This window comes from Clostridium senegalense JC122 (genome assembly GCF_000285575.1).
GTDB classification, from domain to species: Bacteria; Bacillota; Clostridia; order Clostridiales; family Clostridiaceae; genus Clostridium_J; species Clostridium_J senegalense.
This window is the reverse complement of record NZ_HE611051.1, coordinates 489,611-509,271: the sequence shown is the minus strand read 5'-3', so window position 1 is coordinate 509,271 and position 19,661 is coordinate 489,611. Positions and strand designations below refer to the sequence as shown.

Genomic DNA, 19,661 nt, shown 5'->3' with positions numbered 1-19,661 from the left:
TTTAGGCATAATCAAATAAATAATAGACCAAATATGCTTTGAATCTTTGGTTTCTTATTTCTTTTCATATGCCTTATGAAAAGAGGAGTGCAAATGAAGTATGATGATAAGATTATAGAAATGCAAGGCATAATAGTTGAAATACATGATGGATGTGTTGCAATGGATTTAAAAGGTAGGCTTGGATATATGAAAATACCAATGAGAATGCTTATAACTGATTATCCTCTAAAATTAGGCCAAGAAGTAGGATTTAAAATGAGTTTTCCAGAAGTTTTAAAAGAAGAACCAAATGATAAATATGTAAGCAATTTAATGAAGAGAGAAAGAAAGGATGGAACACAAAATGGTTAGTACTGTTGTGAATAATTTACAATCAGAAATATTTGTGCCAATAACACCAACACCAGTATGGACACCAGTTACAAAAGAATTAAAAGATATGAAGATAGCTTTTGCAACTGCTGCTGGAGTTCATTTGAAAAGTGATAAAAGATTCAATCTAGCAGGAGATTTTACTTATAGATTAGTACCAGGAGATGTTAAAACAGAAGATTTAATGGTGTCTCATGGTGGATATGATAATGGAGATGTAAATAAAGATATAAATTGTATGTTTCCAATAGACAGATTAAGGGAGTTAAAAGAAGAAGGATTTATAAAAGAAATAGCCCCAACGCATATAGGTTTTATGGGTGGTGGTGGAAACCAAGAAAAATTTACTCATGAAACAGGACCAGCAATAGCTAAAATCTTAAAAGAAGAAGGGGTAGATGCTGTAGTATTAACAGCAGGATGAGGAACTTGTCATCGTTCAGCTGTATTAGTACAGAGAGCGATAGAGGAATCAGGGATTCCTACGATTTGTATAGCTGCATTACCACCAGTTGTAAGACAAACTGGTACACCAAGGGCTGTAGCACCACTTGTTCCAATGGGAGCTAATGCTGGTGAACCAAATAACAGAGAAATGCAGATAAATATATTAAAAGATACTTTAAGAAAGTTAATTGAAATAGATACTCCAGGAAAAATAGTATCACTTCCATATGAATATATAGCAAAAGTTTAATAGATAAAATTATGAGAATTCCGATTTTTTAGTGATAGAAAATCGGAATTCTCACATAAAAACATATTAGAAAATTATAAAATTAAAATTTTATATATTTACTTTAAAATAAAAGTAATCATGAGGTATATTTATGTATAAATTTAAAGATTTAAGAAAACTTGTAATTAAGGCTTTTCATATTGAAGAAGTTAAATTTTATGACAAAACATTTATAGACAATAAAACTTTATACATAAGAAAAAATATTATGGAAGATATGGAGTTTGATAGGGAAATTATAAAATCCATAGATTTAAATATTATTTATAAGAATGAAAGAAATATATTGGTAAATTCTATAATGGACTTTTATCCTATAGCAACTAAGGTTTTAGGAGAGTTAGGAGAAGGAATAACTCATGTTATAACAGGAGTAACTGTTATGATAAATGGTATAGATGATGAAGGTGTTCAAATATGTGAGTTCGGGAGTTCAGAGGGGATTTTAAATGAACAAGTTGTATTTGATAAGGCAGGCACTCCTGATATAGATGATATAATTATTCAATTTGATGTAGTAGTAAATAAGGATAAAGCCAGTAAAAGAAAAACAATTTTAGAAATACATAAATGTTGTGATAAAGTAATTCAAAATATAAGGGAATTACTTAAAAATATTAATGGCAGATATTGTGATGAAAAACATGAATATTACGATAAAGTAAATAAAGAGGGCAAAAAAGTAGTTATAATAAAGCAAGTTGCAGGACAAGGGGCTATGTATGATACAGCTTTGCTAGGGAATGAACCATGTAGTTCTATAGGTGCTAAATCAATAATCGATATGGGGAACATTCCAATAATATTAACTCCGAATGAATATAGAGATGGAGCTTTAAGAGCAATGCACTAAAAATATACTGATATTTAAGGTGAAATTTAAAACTTATACAAGCTATATTGTGGAGGTGATTTTTAGATGGGAATAGGGCCGTCTACAAAGGAAACAACAAAGCATCATTTTAAGGATCCTTTGGTGGAGTTAGTTTCAGATGATAAAGATATAGATTTGTTAGGAATTATGATAGTAGGGACACCTCAAAACAACAAAGATAAATTATTTGTTGGAAAAAGGGCTGCAACTTGGGTAGAAGCTATGAGGGCAGATGGTGTTATTTTGTCTTTAGATGGATGGGGAAATAGTCATGTAGACTTTGCAAATACTATTGAGGAAATAGGAAAAAGGGGAGTTCCAGTTGTGGGATTAAGTTTTGTAGGTAAACAAGCTCAATTTGTAGTTAAAAACAAATATATGGACACCATAGTTGATTTTAATAAAAGTAAACAGGGTATAGAAACAGAAGTTGTAGGTGAAAACACTGTTACAACTTTAGATGCTAAAAAAGCATTAGCATTTTTGAAATTGAAAATGAGAAAAATGGAGGAATAAAAATGAAAGTAGTAAAGTCTATTCAAGCTATAGATTCACATACAATGGGGGAACCAACAAGAATAGTGGTAGGAGGAGTACCACAAATACCAGGAAAAACTATGCCAGAAAAAAAATCTTACTTAGAAAAACATATGGATAATTTAAGAACAGCTATAATGTTAGAACCAAGGGGTCATAAAGATATGTTTGGTTCAATAATAACTCAGCCAACTAAAGAAGAGGCTGATTTAGGTATTATATTTATGGATGGTGGCGGATATCTTAATATGTGTGGACATGGTTCTATTGGTGCTGCTACAGTAGCAGTTGAAACTGGTATGGTAGAAGTTAAGGAACCATATACAAACATAACATTAGAAGCTCCGGCAGGATTAATAAAAGCAACTGTAAAAGTTAAAGATGGAAAAGCTGTAGAAACATCTATTGAAAATGTACCAGCATTTTTATATAAAGAAAATATAAAAATAGAATTACCAGAGATAGGAAAAATATTAGTTGATATATCCTTTGGTGGAAGTTTTTTTGTTTTAGTTAAAGCATCTGATTTAGGTATTGAGATAGATCCTAAAAATTCTACTCAAATTTCAAAGATTGGTCTTCAAATTAGAGATATAGTAAATAAAACAATAAAAATAGAACATCCTACATTAAAACATATAAAAACTGTAGATTTAGTAGAAATATATGGACCAGCAAAAAATATAAATGCTACACTTCAAAATGTTGTTGTATTCGGAGATGGACAAATAGACAGATCACCTTGTGGAACAGGGACAAGTGCAAAGATGGCAGCACTTCATGCTAAAGGTTTATTAAAAGAAGGGGAAGAATTCATTTATGAGAGTATTTTAGGAACTATGTTTAGAGGAAAAATATTAGGAACGACAAAAATTGAAAATTTTAATGGTATAATACCAGAAATAACTGCTAGTGCGTATATAACTGGATTTAATCATTTTGTTATTGATGATACAGATCCTGTTAAGTTTGGATTTAAACTTTCTTAAAAAGTAAAAGAATAAGTAAATAAAAAAATTAACTATTGAAAAAATTTTTTAAAGTGATATAATTATAAATATAAAGTAAATATTGTGTAATAGGTGCTCTACAAAGAGTTAAAAGGGAAAGTGGTTAAAATCCACTGCAGCCCCCGCTACTGTAACGCAGACGAACCAGTATCCACTGAATTATTTTGGGAAGGATGGTGTAGGATGATGCGTGAGCCAGGAGACCTGCCTAGAACGTTGTTTTATAAAGCTTCGGAGGGAAGAATTTGTAACAATCTTTGAATTCGTATATTTAATTGAATTTAAATATATTATTTAATATTTGTTATATAAACCTTCGTAAAGTTTACGAAGGTTTTTTATATATTTCCAATAACTTAAATTACTTTTATTTACCTGACTTTAGTAGATATAGGTTAAATAAAAACTTTTTATCTACTAAAGTTTTAATGAAAATTTAAGTAGACTTGATAAACTACTAAAAAATTGATAACATGTTCTTATAAAATAAAATAATAATTTAGAATTATAAAGGAAAAAGTAATATGAATAGTTTACTATTACTTAAATAATGCTATATTATATCTTTGTTTTACGAAGATATTTTTTATAAACTTTAAATTATCTCTACTTGATAAGTTTCAGTTAAGTAACGTTAGAGTTTAAATTTTAGATACTTAAAAAATAATAATTGTGAAAAATTTGCTTATATTAAAAAATTAGTTTAGACAACACAGCTAACTGAAGTCTTATGAGAGATAGAAAATTAACTCTTATTAAATTTACACACTTAAGCTATAGGAGAGATGTTTCATTCTCTCCTATGTTTAATTTAAAAGAAAAATATAAAGAAAAAAATATAGGGTTTATAGGTGCCTTAATTTAAGGGTAAAAGGGAAAGTGGTTAAAATCCACTACAGCCCCCGCTACTGTAAGTAGGACAAGTTTAGAATATCCACTGGTTAATACTGGGAAGGATTAAATGAGGATGAGTACAAAGTCAGGAAACCTGCCTAAAATCTTATGATAATCTTTCGGAGGGAAGGAGAAGTCAGAAATTGATTAAAATTAATATTATATATGTATATTGTTATTTGATTACATGAAAAGAATAGCTAAAAAATTAAATGAAATTTAGTTATTCATTAGGAGATGTTAGTATGAATTTAAAAGATAACAATATATATTTTAAAATAGTTAAAATTATTTTTGGAAGTATACTTTATGCTATAGCAATAAATATTTTTATTTCACCAAATAGACTTTTAAGTGGAGGTATAGCTGGAATTTCTCTTATACTTCAATATATACTAGATATTCCTTCAGGATATTGGGTATTCATAATAAACTTACCTGTATTTATTATAGGATATAAATTTTTAAAAGATAAAGAATTTATTTTTTTGAGTATTATTGGAATGGTATCAATGTCAGTAGCATTAGTTATAACAGATAAATTGCTTAAAGGATTTGTTGTAAATGATTTAGTTATAGCTACATTTTTTGGAGCTATTTTAAGTGGAATCGGTATGGGTATAATATTTAGGCAAGGTGCATCACAAGGTGGAACAGATATTATAGCAATAATAATAAGAAGAAATAGAGGTATTAAAATATCCTCATTATATTTTGCATTAAATGGGATAATAGTGGCTTTAGGAATTTTTATAACAAGTATAGAATTAACGCTATACACAATAATGCTTATGTATGTAAAATCCAAAGTTATAGATAAAATAATAAATGCTTTTAACCAAAAGAAAATATTAATAATAGTAACTGAAAAAGAGAATGAAGTATCTAATGCAATTATGGACAGTTTGGGAAGAGGAACCACTTTTTTTTTATGGAGAAGGCGCTTATACTGGAGTTAAAAGAAAAATCATTTATTCTGTGGTTTCAGAAAAAGAACTTAATAATGCACAAAAATTAATAGAAAGTATAGATAAAAAAGCATTGGTTTCTGTTTCAGATGCTATGGAAGTTCAGGGGAAAGGATTTTTAAAATCTGCCATATAATTCAGAAAGTACTTGAAAAATTATTTGAATGTTAGATAAATTTGAAATAAAATGTTAAAATAAAAGTAAATTTTAAATATTAATTATGGGATTGGAGATAATATCATGAGTGAGAATTATAAGTTTTTTCAACACAAAAGTTGCGAATTTTTTCCTTGTCATAAAGTAAATAAAGAGGAAGAATTCAATTGTTTATTTTGCTACTGTCCATTATACTTTCTTGAAGACTGTGGTGGAAACAATGTAATGAGTAATGGAATAAAAGATTGTACTAATTGTATGATACCACATTCAAAAAATGGATATGATTATATATTTAATAAAATAGTATCTGTAAATAATGAGAGAGTAGATAAATTTTTAAAAGAAAAATATAAAAAATAGCAATAATCATTAATAATTTGAATAAAGTACTACAAAAAGTTATATCCACCAATTTTATTGGTGGATATAACTTTTTATAATTACTATTAATTAACAGAAGTAAATTGTATTTTAGCCGAATCATGAGTTAAAGGTTCAATAATAAAACCTTGGGATTTCAATCCTTCAATAACACTAGGTAATGCATCTACAGTAGTTGTTTTAGGATTTAAATCGTGCATTAATATATTTGCTTGTTTAACATATGGAGTATTATCAAGTATACTATGGATTATTACATTTTTATCTTGTTTAAAAGTAGCAGCATCCATAGAATCTATATTCCAATCAAAAAAAGTATAACCAAGGTCAGTCATATATTGTGACAAGCCAGGCATAAAGTTAGCATCACTATGACCATTTACTCTATTATTAGAACCACCAGGAAATCTAAAAATTTTAGATGGTTCTTTACCGGTTATAGATTTTAATTTTTCATCTAAAAATTGTATATCACCTAAAAAACTTTCATTATTAGCATAAATTTTATTATAGCTATGAGAAGCAGTATGATTAGCTAAAGTATGACCTCTATCAGATATTTCTTTGTACATACGTTCCATTCCTGGTTTATAATTTACAAAAAAAGTAGCTTTTACATTGTATTTATCTAAAATATCTAAAATTTTTAAAGTATGATTTGATGGTCCATCATCAAAAGTTAAATATGCAATTTTAGTATTTGATAAAACTTCACTATATTGAGACTTTTTTTCTTTTATACTTTGCTCTAAGGTAATATTTTCCTTAGTTAGCTTATCTTTTTCAGCAACTTTATCTTCAATTGTTTCTGATAAAGTTTTAGTATCAGATTTTGCCAATATAGCCTTTGAATTTATAAATAAAGTAAAAATAAGAATAAATATTGTAAAAATAAGTAGAACTTTTATAAATAAAGCGCTTGTCCTGTTTTTCATTAGATTACCCCCCTATAACCATTAAATACACTATTTTACTATTTTGATAATGAATTAATTTTAGACTCTAAATTATTTTTTGTTCTAATAACTTAGAATTTTTACTTTTTAAATCACTTATATCTGTATCTAAAGAATTTATTTTAGACTTTAAATTTGTATTTTCATCTTTATATTGATTTAATTTATGATTGCAATAAAAAATTGATATAAAAGACACAAATATTACTAAAGTAAAAATTAAAATAGAACGTTTTTGTTTTTCTTTAATTTAGATGTATTTTTATATGAAATATTCATCTTTATGTCTCCTTTTAAATAAATATTTTTCCATAACACTACAAATTAAATTATAAACCTATATTTTACTTTTGTTTTTACAAAAATGTTACAAAAATATTTTAGAGACAAATATTGTTTTAAATAATAAGTTTATTTATAGAAAAGTAGAAGAAAATCTTCTACTTTTCTAAAAAAAAGTTGTTAACAACTGAATTATACAGCTATAAATTAGATTTATTAAATATCTTTTATTTAATAAAAAATTATTTTAAATTTAAACAATTTATAATTTGTATAATATGAGCTCATATAAATATCTTCAAGGGTAATCTTTAGATTTTATTTTGATTTTACAATTTTAATAATTAACATCAACATTACTAATATATTAGTAATAAATACTAATTATTAAAAAATTCATCATAAAAAATTATTTTATATTTTATAAAATAATTTAATTAGTGATTACATTTTTTAAAGCTATTACAATCAGTACATTCAGGCATAGTAGGATTAGTTTCATGAGTACCTACTTCTATTTTGTTTAATGTACAATAGTTAGTATCTTTAGCATGATATTCACATTGTTCTACAGTACATCCAATAGATTCATTTTTTTTCATTAGTAATTACCTCCTCTAAATTTATTGATTAAAGAAATTTTATAATCTTTAATCATTACAATAATATTTTAAGCAATATAAGAAATATTATGTGTATCAAAATGTGGGTAAAAAGTCAAAAAAAATAATGAAAATGGTACTCAATTTCATTTAAAAAACATATTTTATATAAATATATATATTAAGAACCAATGTATATTACATTACATATTATGTAATGTAATTGTAATTTTAAAAATAAATTAACAAAAGGTAGGGAATGGGTTATGGAGGATAAAATATTTAAGCTTAGCGAATGTAATGTAGGTGAGACTGTAGAAATTACATCAGTGTTATCTACAGGTTTAAGTAAACAAAGGTTATTAGATTTAGGTTTTGTACCTAATACCAAAATTTTCATATTAAGAGAGTCACCTTTTGGTGAGCCGGTAGCTTATCTTATAAGGGAGACATGTATAGCACTTAGAAAGGAAGAAAGTGAAAATATTTTGGTAAGGAGAAGTATTTTATAAAAGTTTTATACAAATATACTTGGATAGCTTATTTATAAAGAGTAATAAAAATAAATTTATTTTATTAATCAATTTTTTAGAGGTGAAAAATGGGATTAACTTTTGATTCAACAAAGAAAGAAAATTTAAAAGATATTAAGATTGTTGAAAAAAATAAAAGCAATCAATATATAATATCATTAGCGGGAAATCCTAATACAGGTAAAAGTACTGTTTTTAATGAACTAACTGGATTACATCAACATACAGGAAATTGGCCAGGAAAAACAGTAGTAAATTCTCAAGGAACTTTTAATTATAAAAATAATGAATATATTTTAGTAGATTTACCAGGAACATATTCATTATTGGCTACATCATCAGAAGAAGAGGTTGCTAGAGATTATATATGCTTTGGACAGGCAGACTTAAATATTGTAGTTGTAGATGCAACTTGCTTAGAAAGAAATTTAAACTTGTTAATTCAAATTTTAGAACTTAATCCTAAAGTTTTAGTTTGTTTGAATTTGATTGATGAGGCTAAAAAGAAAAATATAGAAATAAATGTTGAAAAATTAAAAGAATTATTATCAGTTCCTGTTGTTGTAACTTCTGCAAGAAATGGAGAAGGAATTGATACTTTAAAAGAAAATATAGAGGTATACACTAGAGAATATAAAAGAAAAGTTCCATTTAAAATAGATTATGGTGAGGATATAGAAAGAAAAGTTGATTCTATATCAGGATTGCTATATAAAAAATATAGTGATATGAATTACAGGTGGGTTTCATTAAGATTACTGGATGGAGATAAAACAATTATAAATTCTATACGCAAATATGTTGATGAAAATTTTTTATTATATGATGATGATGATACTAAAAAATTAAAAAATTATAGATGAAAGTGTTTCTATTAGGGATAAAATTGCCTTGAAAATATATGAAAGTTGTTCTTATATTGCAGAAGAAACAGTAGAAAAAGATGAAAATCAAATTTTTAAACAACAAAAGGTAGATGATATTTTAACATCAAAAAAATTTGGAATACCAGTAATGCTTATGCTTTTAACTATGATTTTATGGATAACAATACAGGGAGCTAATTATCCATCAAAGTTACTAGCTGATATGTTTAATAATTTTGAACCACATTTATTAAACTTTTTTGAAAATATAAATAGTCCTATTTGGCTTACTAATATTTTAGTTTTAGGAATGTATAAGACAGTTGCATGGGTAGTGGCAGTAATGTTACCACCAATGGCTATATTTTTCCCTATATTCACTATACTTGAGGATTGTGGGTATTTACCAAGAATTTGTTTTAATTTAGATAAAGCATTTAAAAAGGCTTGTTGTCATGGTAAACAAGTTTTAACTATGTGTATGGGTTTTGGATGTAATGCAGCAGGAGTTATAGCTTGTAGAATAATTGACTCTCCAAGAGAAAAATTAATTGCAATACTTACTAATTGCTTTGTGCCCTGCAATGGAAGGTTTCCAACATTAATAGCATTATCAATGATTTTTGTAGGAGGTACTTTTGCATCTAATACAGCAAATTCAATATTAGCTGCATTAATAGTTGTAGGGTTAGTAATTTTAGGCGTTGTAATAACATTATTAAGTTCATTAATAATGTCAAAAACTATATTAAAAGGTATGCCTTCTTCTTTTACATTAGAGTTACCACCATATAGAAGACCGCAAATAATGAGGGTTATATATACTTCTATAATTGATAGAACTATATTTGTATTGGTTAGAGCTATTAAAGTAGCAGCGCCAGCAGGTGTTCTCATATATATATTTAGTAATATTATTATAGGTGACATGAGTATAATAGGTCATATTGCTAATTTTCTAAATCCTATAGCCAGTTTAATAGGCTTAGATGGATTTATATTAATGGCATTTTTATTAGGATTACCAGCTAATGAAATAGTTCTTCCAATACTTTTAATGGGATATTTAGCTAACGGAACTATGGTGGATTATACTAGTTTAGACATGCTTAAAAATATTTTAATAAATAATGGATGGACTTATTTGACATTATTGAATACTATGATATTTTCTTTATTGCATTTTCCATGTGCAACAACAATACTTACAATAAAGAAAGAGACAGGAAGTAGGAAATGGGCTTTATTTTCTTTGGTTATGCCTACAGTAGTGGCATTTTTAGTATGTTTTATAACAACTACTATATATAAAATAGCTATGTAAGTATGTTTTTATGTAATAAAAAATGAACTGATAAAATGCAGTTCATTTTTGTTTTTTATAATTATATTATATGTTCATTCTTTTTATATTGTCAGGAATTATTAAGTCAGCTAGTGTTGCAGCTTTAACATCAGCTACTGTAGCTTCAGGTCCTAATTCTCTTAAAACAAGACCTTCTTTAGTAACTTCCATAACAGCCATTTCAGTTATTATTAAGTTAACTTGGTGAGCAGCTGTTAATGGTAATGTACATTTTTTCAAAATTTTAGGATTTCCTTTTGCAGTATGTTCCATCGAAACTATAACCTTTTTAGCTCCAACTACAAGATCCATAGCGCCACCCATTCCAGGTACTTTTTTACCAGGAATCATCCAGTTAGCAAGGTTTCCTTCTTGGTCAACTTCAAGTGCACCAAGTATAGTTGCATCAACATGTCCACCTCTTATTATAGAGAATGACATTGAACTATCAAAAAATGCAGCACCAGGTACTACAGTAACATATTGTCCGCCTGCATTTATTAAATCTTTATCTTCTTCTCCTTCTTTAGGTGAAGAACCTATTCCTACAAAACCGTTTTCAGATTGTAGTGTTATATCTATACCTTCAGGAATATAATTAGCAACAAGTGTTGGTAGTCCTATACCAAGATTTACAACATCTCCGTCTTTAAGTTCTTGCGCAACTCTTTTTGCTATAACTTCTCTCATCATACTTCTATCCATAATTACTTGTCCCCCTTTACAATGTAATCAACAAAAACTGATGGTGTAACAACGATGTTAGGATCTAATTCACCAGCTTCTACAAGTTCTTCAGCTTCAACGATTACAATATCAGCTGCCATTGCTATTAATGGATTAAAGTTTCTAGTAGCTTCATGATAATAGATGTTACCTTTTGTATCTACTTTTGATCCAAATAATAATGCTACATCAGCTTTTAAAGGAAGTTCAAGTAAATATTCTTTACCATTAACAGTAATTTTTTCTTTGCCTTCTTCTATAATAGTTCCAATTCCAGTTTCAGTTAGGAATCCTCCAAGACCAGCACCGCCACATCTAATTCTTTCAGCAAGTGTTCCTTGAGGAACAAGTTGAACGTCCATTTCATTTTCATTCATTTGTCGTCCAGTTTCTGGATTAGTACCTATATGAGAGGCAATAGTTTTTTTCGCCTGTTTATTAACTATTAACTTTCCAATACCTTTATCTGGATATCCAGTATCATTAGCAATTATAGTTAAATCTTTAACCCCTTTTTCAACTAATTTATCTACTAATTTTTCTGGAGTTCCAGCTGCTAAGAAACCACCGATCATAACAGTCATGCCATCTTTAATATGAGAGATAGCTTCTTCAATAGTAACAATTTTGTTCATAACATATACCTCCAAATATTTTTAATTGCCTTACTATAAAGAATATTCTACACAAAAATAGAAATTCCTTCTTTTATTTTAAAAAAATCACAAAATTATTAAAAAATAAAAATTATATTGAAAATAGTGGATAAAATTTAAATAATATTTTACTTATGTATAAACTTTAATTTAAAATGATATGAATTTCAAAGCGGATTTTAATAAAATTAAATCTAAAAGAAAAAATATATAATAAAAGTTTGAGTATTAACTTTAATTAGTAACATCTGACTACTTTAGAGCAAATAGTATATAATTTAAATATAATAAGTAGAAAAAATGAAGAGATATTAATTTAAAGGTGGTGAGTTTTTATTGTATATATAATTTATTTTATTAAAAATTTAAATTATATATAAATACAATAATATAGATATGACATTAAGATTTATATTTGGTGGTTCAGGTAGCGGAAAAAGTTATAGATGTATAGAGGAAATTGAAAATAAAAAGAAAAAGGTGAAAATGGTCCTTTAATATTATTAATTCCAGAGCAATTGTCTTTTAAGTCAGAAAAAATGTTATTAGAAAGATTAGGTTGTTTAGGGGTCAATAATGTATACAGCTTTAGTTTTAAAAGGCTAGCTCATATTATTTTTAATGAAGTAGGAGGTATTACACATAAAAATTTAAGTAATACTGGAAAAGCAATAATAGTTGATAAAATACTTCAAGAATCAAAAGATGAGCTTAAGGTATTTTCATTATCAGCAAAACAGAGTGGTTTTGTAGATAATATTATATCAATGATTAATGAATTTAAAACATATAATGTAACTGTTGAAGATATTAATGAAATGAAAAATGTTATAGATGAAAACTCACTTTTATCAGACAAAATATTTGATACATCATTAATTTATGAAAAGTATAATTCAGCTTTAGGAAAAGATACTTTTGATCCAGCAGATACTTTAGATTTTTTAAATGAAAAATTTTAAAAAGTAGATTTTTAAGTGGTGCTGAGATTTGGATTGATGAATTTTATGGTTTTACACCTCAACAATATAATATTATAGAAAAACTTTTTAAAATATGTAAGAGAGTAAATATAACATTACCATATAAGGGAAGTAGTATTTTAAAAAAAGAAGATGATTTTGATATAACAGATGCATTTTATCCTGTTTTTTATACAGAAAATAAAATCTTAAAGATAGCGGCAGAAAATAATATATCCTATGAAAAACCAATTATATTAAAGGGAAATCCTAAAAATGAAAATAATTATAGATTTATAAATAGTGATGAATTAAGCTATATAGAAAAAAACTATTTTAATATTGCTACTAAACCCTATGAAAAAGAAATAAATGATATAAAAATATTTAAAGGGTTAAATACTTATTCAGAAATACAATATGTAGCAAAAGAAATATTAAGATTATGTAGAGATGAAAATTATAGATTTAAAGATATAGCAGTTATTACTCGTAATTTGGATAGTTATGAGGATATAATAAAAGCTATTTTTTCAGAGTATAAGATTCCATACTTTTTAGATATGAAAAAAGATGTAGAAAGTAATCCAATAGTGATTATGGTTAAATCTGCACTAGAAATTATATTGAAAAATTTTTCATATGAAAGTGTTTTTAGATATCTAAAAAGTGAGTTTATTGATATTGATATGGAAGATGTGGATATATTAGAAAATTACGTTATAGCCTATGGTATAACAGGTGAAAAAAATATTTAGATGAATATTATTGGAAAGAAGAAAAACCTAAAATTATAAAAGATAAATTTTTAGAACCAATTCTTAATTTGAAAAAAGTTTAAAGAAGGAAAATAAAATTGCAAGTATGTGTAAAGCATTGTTTGCATTTTTAGAAGAATTGGATTTAGGAAATAAGATAAATATAAAAATTGAAGACTTAAAAGAAAAAGAACAGTTGAATGATGCAAGGGAGTATAGTTCTATATGGAATTTACTCATGGAAATTTTAGATGAATTAGTTAAAGTTTTAGGGGAAGAAAAAATAGCATTAAAGCAATTTGTATCATTATTTAATATGGCTATTTCTTATCACGAGATGGGGATAATTCCCCCAGCATTAGATCAAGTTACAATAGGAGATATACAACGTATAAGAGCTCAAGATATTAAAGCACTTTATATTGTTGGTGTTAACGATGGAGTTTTTCCAAAAGCTACAATAGATGATGGTATATTTAATGATTTAGATAAAAAAGTTTTTGAAACTAATGGTGTAAAGTTGTCAAGTGACACACAGACTTTAATGTTTGAGGAACAATTTTTAATATACACTGCACTAACACTTCCAAGTGAAAAACTTACTTTAAGTTATCCAGTTGCAGATTTTGAAGGAAAGGCTCTTAGGCAATCTATAATAATATCTAGAATAAAAGGCATTCTTAAAAAAGTGAAGGAAGAAAGTGACATAGTAAAAGATATGAATATAGATGAGTTAGACGATGTTAATTCACATATTCCAACTTTTAATAATCTTATTATGAAAATAAGACATTATATAGAAACGGAAGAAATATCGCCAGTATGGGGTGAGGTATATAAATATTTTATAGAAAATAAAGATTATAGTGAAAAAGCTAAAACTATCTTTAATGGATTCTCCTATAAAAATATTGTAGATGCTATAAGTGATGAAAAAGCAAAAGAACTTTATGATGGTGGAAATTATTTTACTGTATCTAAAATAGAAAAATATGCTAGGTGCCCTTTTGCTTATTTTATACAATATGGTTTAAAAGCAAAAGAAAGAAAAGTTTACGGATTTTCAGCACCAGATTTGGGAAGTTTCATGCATAATGTTTTAGATAGTTTTTCTAAAAATATGAAGAAAGAAGGATTGACGTGGCAGGATATTGATAGTGAATATTGTGAGCGTAAAGTGGAGTCTATAGTAAATATTATAATGAGTGAAGATAGAAGTTTTATATTAAATAGCTCCTTTAGATATAAATATATAAGTGAAAGACTGAAAAGAGTTTTAATAAGAGCAGTAATAACTATCATGAATCAAATTAATTTAGGAGAATTTGAACCAGAAGGATATGAAATTGGATTTGGGACAACGAATAGTGAATATCCTCCAATAGAAATAGAACTTTCAAATGGAGAAGTTGTAAAACTAATAGGAAGAATAGATAGGATAGATAAATTGATTTCTGGTAATCAAGTATATTATAGAATTATAGATTATAAATCAGGGTCAAAAAAATTCAAATTAAGTGATGTATATTATGGATTACAGATTCAACTATTAACTTACTTGGATGCAATTTTGAATAGAAAATTAAACGTAGGAGAAAAATCTAATCCAGCAGGAGTTTTATATTTTAAAATAGATGATCCAATAATAAGTGTGGATGAAAATATGTCTGATGAGGAAGTAGAAAGCAGTATATTAAAAGAGCTAAAGATGAAGGGGCTTTTAATTAGAGATGTAGAAATTTTAAGGGAAATGGATGAAACATTAGATAATGGAAATAAATCTAGTATAATACCTGTTGGATTAAAAAAAGATGGTGAATTTACAGCTGATTCTAGTGTGATATCTTATGATGGGTTTAACGTGCTTAGAAAGCATGTTCGTAAAGAACTAATAGGTTTTTGTGAAGATATGTTAAGTGGTGATATTAGTATTAATCCATGTAAAATTGAAGATGATGATCCTTGTGAATATTGTGAGTTATCAGCTATATGTCAATTTGATTTATCCTTCGAGGAAAATAAATATAGAAGTATTAAGGGAAAAAAGGATAAAGAAATATTAAAAATATTGGAATGTGGTGAAGAAGTAAATGAGTGATAATAAAGTGAAATTTACAAAGGAGCAACAGTGGGCAATAGATACAAGAAATGCTAACTTACTTGTTGCAGCCGCTGCAGGTTCAGGAAAAACAGCAGTTTTAGTTCAGAGAATAATAAATATGATAACAGATAAGGACAATTTAATTGATATAGATAAACTATTAGTAGTTACATTTACTAATGCAGCAGCATCAGAAATGAGAGAGAGAATAGGTGATGCTATTTCAAAAGAAATTGCTAGTAGACCTACATCAAAACATCTTCAAAGGCAATTAACGCTTTTAAATAAAGCTAGTATTATGACTATACACTCCTTTTGTCTTGAGGTAATTAAAAGAAATTTTCATATGATAGATTTAGACCCTAGTTTTAGAGTTGCCGATGAGACAGAAACAGAACTTTTAAAGCAAGAATCATTAGAAGAAGTTTTTGAAAAAATGTATGAAGATAATGATGAAATATTTTTAGAGCTTATAGAATGTTATTGTAATAATAAGAATGATTTAAATCTATTTAATATGGTTTTAGATTTATATAGATTTTCTATGAGTACACCATATCCTAAGCAATGGCTACAGGAAAAAAGTGAAATGTTTAATATTGGAGAAGAATTTAAAATAGAAGATTCATCTATTGGTAAAGCATTAATTAATGACATAGGAATTGAATTAGAGAGTTTAACTAAATCTATGAAAATAGCAAAAAATATAGTAGAAGAAGATGAATATTTAGAAAAGTATTATAAGGTTATAAGTAATGAGTACTCATACTTTAGAGAGTTATATAAAAACAGGCATTCCTTAGAAAGTTTAAAAAACATAATAAATAATATAAAATTTGTAAGAATGCCTTCTATTAAAAACTGTGAAAATAAGGTTTCTCAGGAAGAAGTAAAAAATATAAGAGAAACAAATAAAAAGAAGATTTTAGAATTAACAACTATTATAAATAAAGCAACTTCTAATTATTGCAGGGAGGATATTAAATATTTATATCCACTTATGAAAAAGCTATGTGAGTTAGTAATTAATTTATCTAAAACATATCAGGCAAAAAAGAAAGAAAAGGGAATAATAGATTTTAATGATTTTGAACACTTTGCATTAGAAATTTTAACAAATATAGATGAAGAAAGTAATATAAAACCATCTAAGATAGCTATGGAATTAAGAGAAAAATATGACGAAATTTTAATTGATGAATATCAAGATTCAAATTATGTGCAAGAGTATATACTTACTATGATTTCTAAAGGAGACATTGGTGAAAATAATATATTCATGGTTGGTGATGTAAAGCAAAGTATTTATAGGTTTAGAATGGCAAAACCAGAATTGTTTCTTGAAAAGAAAAATACTTATAGTGAATTAGAAGGAGCAAAGGAACGATTAGTAAAACTATATAAAAATTTTAGGAGTAGAGAAGAAGTAATAAATGCTGTAAATTATATATTTAAAAATATAATGAGTGAACAGTTAGGAGAATTAGACTACACAGAAGAGGAGTCTTTAAATTTAGGTGCTGATTATGAGGAGTTAGAAGATGGTGTTTGTGGTGGACCTGTAGAAGTTATGCTTTTTGAAAATGAAAATATATTAGAAGAGAATGGTGATGTTGAAGAGGAAGAAATATCTACTATAGAGTTAGAAGCCAGAGCAGTAGGACAAAAAATAAAGGAATTTATAGAAGGAAAAAACAACTTTAAAGTTTTTGATAAAAATTTAAAAGAATACAGAATTCCACAATATAAGGATATAGTTGTTTTACTAAGAGCTACCTCAAGTTATGCACCTATATTTTCAGAAGAACTTAAAAAAATAGGTATACCTGTTTATACAGATGCAAATGATGGTTATTTTAACACTCTAGAGATAAAAACTATGATAAGTTTACTTGAAATTATAGATAATCCTAAGCAGGATATTCCACTATTAGCGGTTTTACGTTCGCCAATAGGTGGTTTTTCCTCAGAAGATATAGTAAATGTTAGATTGAATAGTCCAGAAACAGATATTTATGATGCACTAAAAAATTATATTGAATTAGAACATACAGAATTAACAAAAAAAATATCTGGATTTTTAGACAAATTGGATATATGGAGAAAGAAATCACTTATAGTTCCTATTGATGAATTAATTTGGAATTTATATATGGAAACAGGTTATTATGGTTATGTAGGGGCGATGCCTACTGGAGAAAAGAGGCAGGCAAACTTAAGAATGCTATTTCAAAGGGCAAAACAATATGATAAAACAAGTTATAAAGGCTTATTTAACTTTATAAAGTTTATAGATAAAGTTAAGAGTACTAGTGGTGATTTAGGCTCAGCTAAGACTATAGGTGAAAATGAAAATGTAGTAAGAATAATGAGCATTCATAAAAGTAAAGGGCTTGAATTCCCAGTTGTATTTTTAAGTGCTATGGGAAAACAATTTAATACTATGGATATAAAGAAAAAAATATTATTTCATCATGAGTTAGGTTTTGGACCCGAAGTTATAGATTTTAAAAGAAGAATTTCATATAGTCCTATAATTAAGGATATAATTAAGAATAAAATTAAGAAAGAAAATTTATCAGAAGAAATGAGAATACTTTATGTTGCTTTTACAAGGGCTAAAGAAAAATTAATAATTTCAGGAAGTGTTAAGTCTTTTGAAAAATCTATAGAGAGATGGAGAAGTATAGCTAAAAATAGTGAGGGGAAAATTTTGCAAGGATATTTAATAAGAGCTAATAATTATTTAGATTGGATTATGCCTTGTATAATTAGACATGAGGATGGCGTCTTTTTATTAAAAAATAATAAAATTCCTACAATTAAAGATAATTCTAAGTGGAATGTCAAACTTATTAGTTATAAAGACCTTATAGAATATGAAGATAAAATAGTTAATAACAAGGATATAGAAGAAATATTAAATAGAATTTATGAGATTCATGATGACACAATACAAAATAAAGTTTTAAATAGATTAGATTATAAATATAAATATGAGAAGTCTACAACTATGGAAACTAATTTTACTGTATCCGAGTTAAAGAGGCAGAATAATCAAGAAGAAGAAATGGAGTATACAGGAAACTATGTGCCATCAATAGTTAAAAGACCTAAATTTTTAGAAGAAAAGAAAATTTTAACACCAGCAGAAAAAGGTACTGCTGTTCATGCTGTTATGCAAAGATTAGATTTTTCACAGGATTGTAGTGAGGCTGGAATAAGAAGGCAAATAAAACAGATGGTTGAAAATGAACTAATAACGGAAGAACAAGAAAAAGTTATTAAAATAAGTAAAATAATTAACTTCTTAAATGATGATTTGGGGAAAAAAATAATAGAAGCTTATAAAGAAGGAACCTTAAATAGGGAAGTACCATTTAGCATAGAAGTAAGAGCTAAAGAAGTTTATAAGGAATTAGAAGAAGATGTGTATGATAATGAGTTTATAAAAATTCAAGGAATAATAGATGGGTATTTTGAAAAAAATAATAAAATTATTCTATTTGATTATAAAACGGATTATATATCAATGAACAATGAAAATGGAATTCAGTCTATAAAAGAAAAATATAAAATGCAATTAGATTATTATAGTAGAGCTTTAGAAAAAGGAATAGGAAAGCCGGTTATAAAAAAATATTTATATTTATTTTCCATAGATAAAAGTGAAGAAGTTAAGTAAGGTATATGAAAAGAAATAGGAATCTAAAGATTAAAATTAGATTTGTAACGACACAAGAAGATAAAATTTAATCATAGTGAAGATATGTATAGAGTTTTTCGATAAAGCATTCGTTACAAATAGGTGAAAGTACTGATAAGTATATTTAATAGTAAAAAAGGTGTATTAAAATGGTTGCATGCCAATTTAATACACCTTCTTTTTATGAGTTGTATTTGCAGAAGTATAACCATAACCTCTGTAAATGGAGG

General features: G+C 26.7%; 15 protein-coding genes, 3 pseudogenes and 2 riboswitches. Of the genes and pseudogenes, 13 read left to right on the top strand and 5 right to left on the bottom strand.

Annotated elements, in window-relative coordinates:
• Positions 1 to 87 precede the first annotated feature (87 nt).
• From CSGHG_RS10530 to CSGHG_RS10490, 7 genes and pseudogenes are all read left to right on the top strand, one after another.
• Entirely contained in the window at positions 88 to 354 is a 267-nt protein-coding gene (locus tag CSGHG_RS10530; RefSeq protein ID WP_341473510.1) for a CBO2463/CBO2479 domain-containing protein, read from the top strand.
• Entirely contained in the window at positions 347 to 1,072 is a 726-nt protein-coding gene (gene prdB / locus CSGHG_RS22700) for a D-proline reductase (dithiol) protein PrdB (protein ID WP_081496300.1), read from the top strand. The genes CSGHG_RS10530 and prdB overlap by 8 nt, the downstream gene beginning before the upstream one ends.
• A gap of 133 nt (positions 1,073 to 1,205) precedes the next feature.
• Positions 1,206 to 2,504, top strand: a pseudogene (prdD, locus tag CSGHG_RS24200) (proline reductase cluster protein PrdD).
• A 2-nt stretch (positions 2,505 to 2,506) separates the two neighbouring features.
• Entirely contained in the window at positions 2,507 to 3,514 is a 1,008-nt protein-coding gene (locus CSGHG_RS10505) for a proline racemase (protein WP_010294854.1), read from the top strand.
• Positions 3,515 to 3,588: 74 nt separating this feature from the next.
• Positions 3,589 to 3,761, top strand: a riboswitch (cobalamin riboswitch).
• 606 nt (positions 3,762 to 4,367) lie between these two features.
• A riboswitch (cobalamin riboswitch) is annotated at positions 4,368 to 4,545 on the top strand.
• 129 nt (positions 4,546 to 4,674) lie between these two features.
• Positions 4,675 to 5,388, top strand: a complete 714-nt coding sequence (locus tag CSGHG_RS20535; protein ID WP_010294852.1) for a YitT family protein — start codon at positions 4,675 to 4,677, stop codon at positions 5,386 to 5,388.
• 19 nt (positions 5,389 to 5,407) lie between these two features.
• Positions 5,408 to 5,533 carry a DUF2179 domain-containing protein gene (locus tag CSGHG_RS24195; protein WP_010294851.1) on the top strand — a complete coding sequence of 42 codons (126 nt, stop codon included), beginning with the start codon at positions 5,408 to 5,410 and terminating at the stop codon, positions 5,531 to 5,533.
• 105 nt (positions 5,534 to 5,638) lie between these two features.
• Complete coding sequence (locus tag CSGHG_RS10490; protein ID WP_010294848.1) at positions 5,639 to 5,917, top strand: cysteine-rich small domain-containing protein; 279 nt, start codon at positions 5,639 to 5,641, stop codon at positions 5,915 to 5,917.
• A gap of 86 nt (positions 5,918 to 6,003) precedes the next feature.
• Here the strand turns inward: CSGHG_RS10490 and CSGHG_RS10485 are convergent, their stop codons facing one another.
• From CSGHG_RS10485 to CSGHG_RS22690, 3 genes are all read right to left on the bottom strand, one after another.
• Positions 6,004 to 6,873 (bottom strand): polysaccharide deacetylase family protein, encoded by an 870-nt coding sequence (locus CSGHG_RS10485; protein WP_010294844.1) that lies wholly within the window; start codon positions 6,871 to 6,873, stop codon positions 6,004 to 6,006.
• A 67-nt stretch (positions 6,874 to 6,940) separates the two neighbouring features.
• Positions 6,941 to 7,093, bottom strand: a complete 153-nt coding sequence (locus CSGHG_RS23890) for a hypothetical protein (protein WP_155844756.1) — start codon at positions 7,091 to 7,093, stop codon at positions 6,941 to 6,943.
• A gap of 520 nt (positions 7,094 to 7,613) precedes the next feature.
• Positions 7,614 to 7,778 (bottom strand): DUF1540 domain-containing protein, encoded by a 165-nt coding sequence (locus tag CSGHG_RS22690; RefSeq protein ID WP_010294842.1) that lies wholly within the window; start codon positions 7,776 to 7,778, stop codon positions 7,614 to 7,616.
• A 266-nt stretch (positions 7,779 to 8,044) separates the two neighbouring features.
• Between CSGHG_RS22690 and CSGHG_RS10470 the strand changes: the two genes are divergently transcribed.
• Complete coding sequence (locus tag CSGHG_RS10470; RefSeq protein ID WP_010294839.1) at positions 8,045 to 8,290, top strand: FeoA family protein; 246 nt, start codon at positions 8,045 to 8,047, stop codon at positions 8,288 to 8,290.
• Between the two features lie 89 nt (positions 8,291 to 8,379).
• Positions 8,380 to 10,501, top strand: a pseudogene (gene feoB, locus CSGHG_RS24890) (ferrous iron transport protein B).
• Between the two features lie 66 nt (positions 10,502 to 10,567).
• Here feoB and CSGHG_RS10455 read toward each other — a convergent pair.
• Both CSGHG_RS10455 and atoD read right to left on the bottom strand, forming a co-directional pair.
• Positions 10,568 to 11,227 (bottom strand): CoA transferase subunit B, encoded by a 660-nt coding sequence (locus CSGHG_RS10455; RefSeq protein WP_010294833.1) that lies wholly within the window; start codon positions 11,225 to 11,227, stop codon positions 10,568 to 10,570.
• Between the two features lie 2 nt (positions 11,228 to 11,229).
• On the bottom strand, positions 11,230 to 11,883 hold the full coding sequence (gene atoD, locus CSGHG_RS10450) for an acetate CoA-transferase subunit alpha (RefSeq protein WP_010294830.1): 654 nt from the start codon (positions 11,881 to 11,883) through the stop codon (positions 11,230 to 11,232).
• 539 nt (positions 11,884 to 12,422) lie between these two features.
• Between atoD and CSGHG_RS25085 the strand changes: the two are divergent.
• The 4 genes and pseudogenes from CSGHG_RS25085 to addA all read left to right on the top strand — a co-directional run.
• Positions 12,423 to 13,132, top strand: a pseudogene (locus tag CSGHG_RS25085) (PD-(D/E)XK nuclease family protein); the annotation flags it as partial.
• Positions 13,133 to 13,363: 231 nt separating this feature from the next.
• Positions 13,364 to 13,624, top strand: a complete 261-nt coding sequence (locus CSGHG_RS24190) for an exodeoxyribonuclease V subunit gamma (RefSeq protein WP_010294823.1) — start codon at positions 13,364 to 13,366, stop codon at positions 13,622 to 13,624.
• Positions 13,625 to 13,730: 106 nt separating this feature from the next.
• Positions 13,731 to 15,722 carry a PD-(D/E)XK nuclease family protein gene (locus CSGHG_RS21930; protein ID WP_010294821.1) on the top strand — a complete coding sequence of 664 codons (1,992 nt, stop codon included), beginning with the start codon at positions 13,731 to 13,733 and terminating at the stop codon, positions 15,720 to 15,722.
• On the top strand, positions 15,715 to 19,410 hold the full coding sequence (gene addA, locus CSGHG_RS10440; RefSeq protein ID WP_010294819.1) for a helicase-exonuclease AddAB subunit AddA: 3,696 nt from the start codon (positions 15,715 to 15,717) through the stop codon (positions 19,408 to 19,410). The genes CSGHG_RS21930 and addA overlap by 8 nt, the downstream gene beginning before the upstream one ends.
• Positions 19,411 to 19,661 lie beyond the last annotated feature (251 nt).

What these genes read in the sequence shown, in the direction of transcription:
- CSGHG_RS22690 (WP_010294842.1), bottom strand. Translation starts at nt 7,778, where the DNA reads ATGAAAAAAAATGAATCTATTGGATGTACTGTAGAACAATGTGAATAT.
- atoD (WP_010294830.1), bottom strand. Translation starts at nt 11,883, where the DNA reads ATGAACAAAATTGTTACTATTGAAGAAGCTATCTCTCATATTAAAGAT.
- CSGHG_RS10490 (WP_010294848.1), top strand. Translation starts at nt 5,639, where the DNA reads ATGAGTGAGAATTATAAGTTTTTTCAACACAAAAGTTGCGAATTTTTT.
- CSGHG_RS20535 (WP_010294852.1), top strand. Translation starts at nt 4,675, where the DNA reads ATGAATTTAAAAGATAACAATATATATTTTAAAATAGTTAAAATTATT.
- CSGHG_RS21930 (WP_010294821.1), top strand. Translation starts at nt 13,731, where the DNA reads ATGTGTAAAGCATTGTTTGCATTTTTAGAAGAATTGGATTTAGGAAAT.
- CSGHG_RS10455 (WP_010294833.1), bottom strand. Translation starts at nt 11,227, where the DNA reads ATGGATAGAAGTATGATGAGAGAAGTTATAGCAAAAAGAGTTGCGCAA.
- CSGHG_RS10505 (WP_010294854.1), top strand. Translation starts at nt 2,507, where the DNA reads ATGAAAGTAGTAAAGTCTATTCAAGCTATAGATTCACATACAATGGGG.
- CSGHG_RS10470 (WP_010294839.1), top strand. Translation starts at nt 8,045, where the DNA reads ATGGAGGATAAAATATTTAAGCTTAGCGAATGTAATGTAGGTGAGACT.
- CSGHG_RS10485 (WP_010294844.1), bottom strand. Translation starts at nt 6,873, where the DNA reads ATGAAAAACAGGACAAGCGCTTTATTTATAAAAGTTCTACTTATTTTT.
- addA (WP_010294819.1), top strand. Translation starts at nt 15,715, where the DNA reads ATGAGTGATAATAAAGTGAAATTTACAAAGGAGCAACAGTGGGCAATA.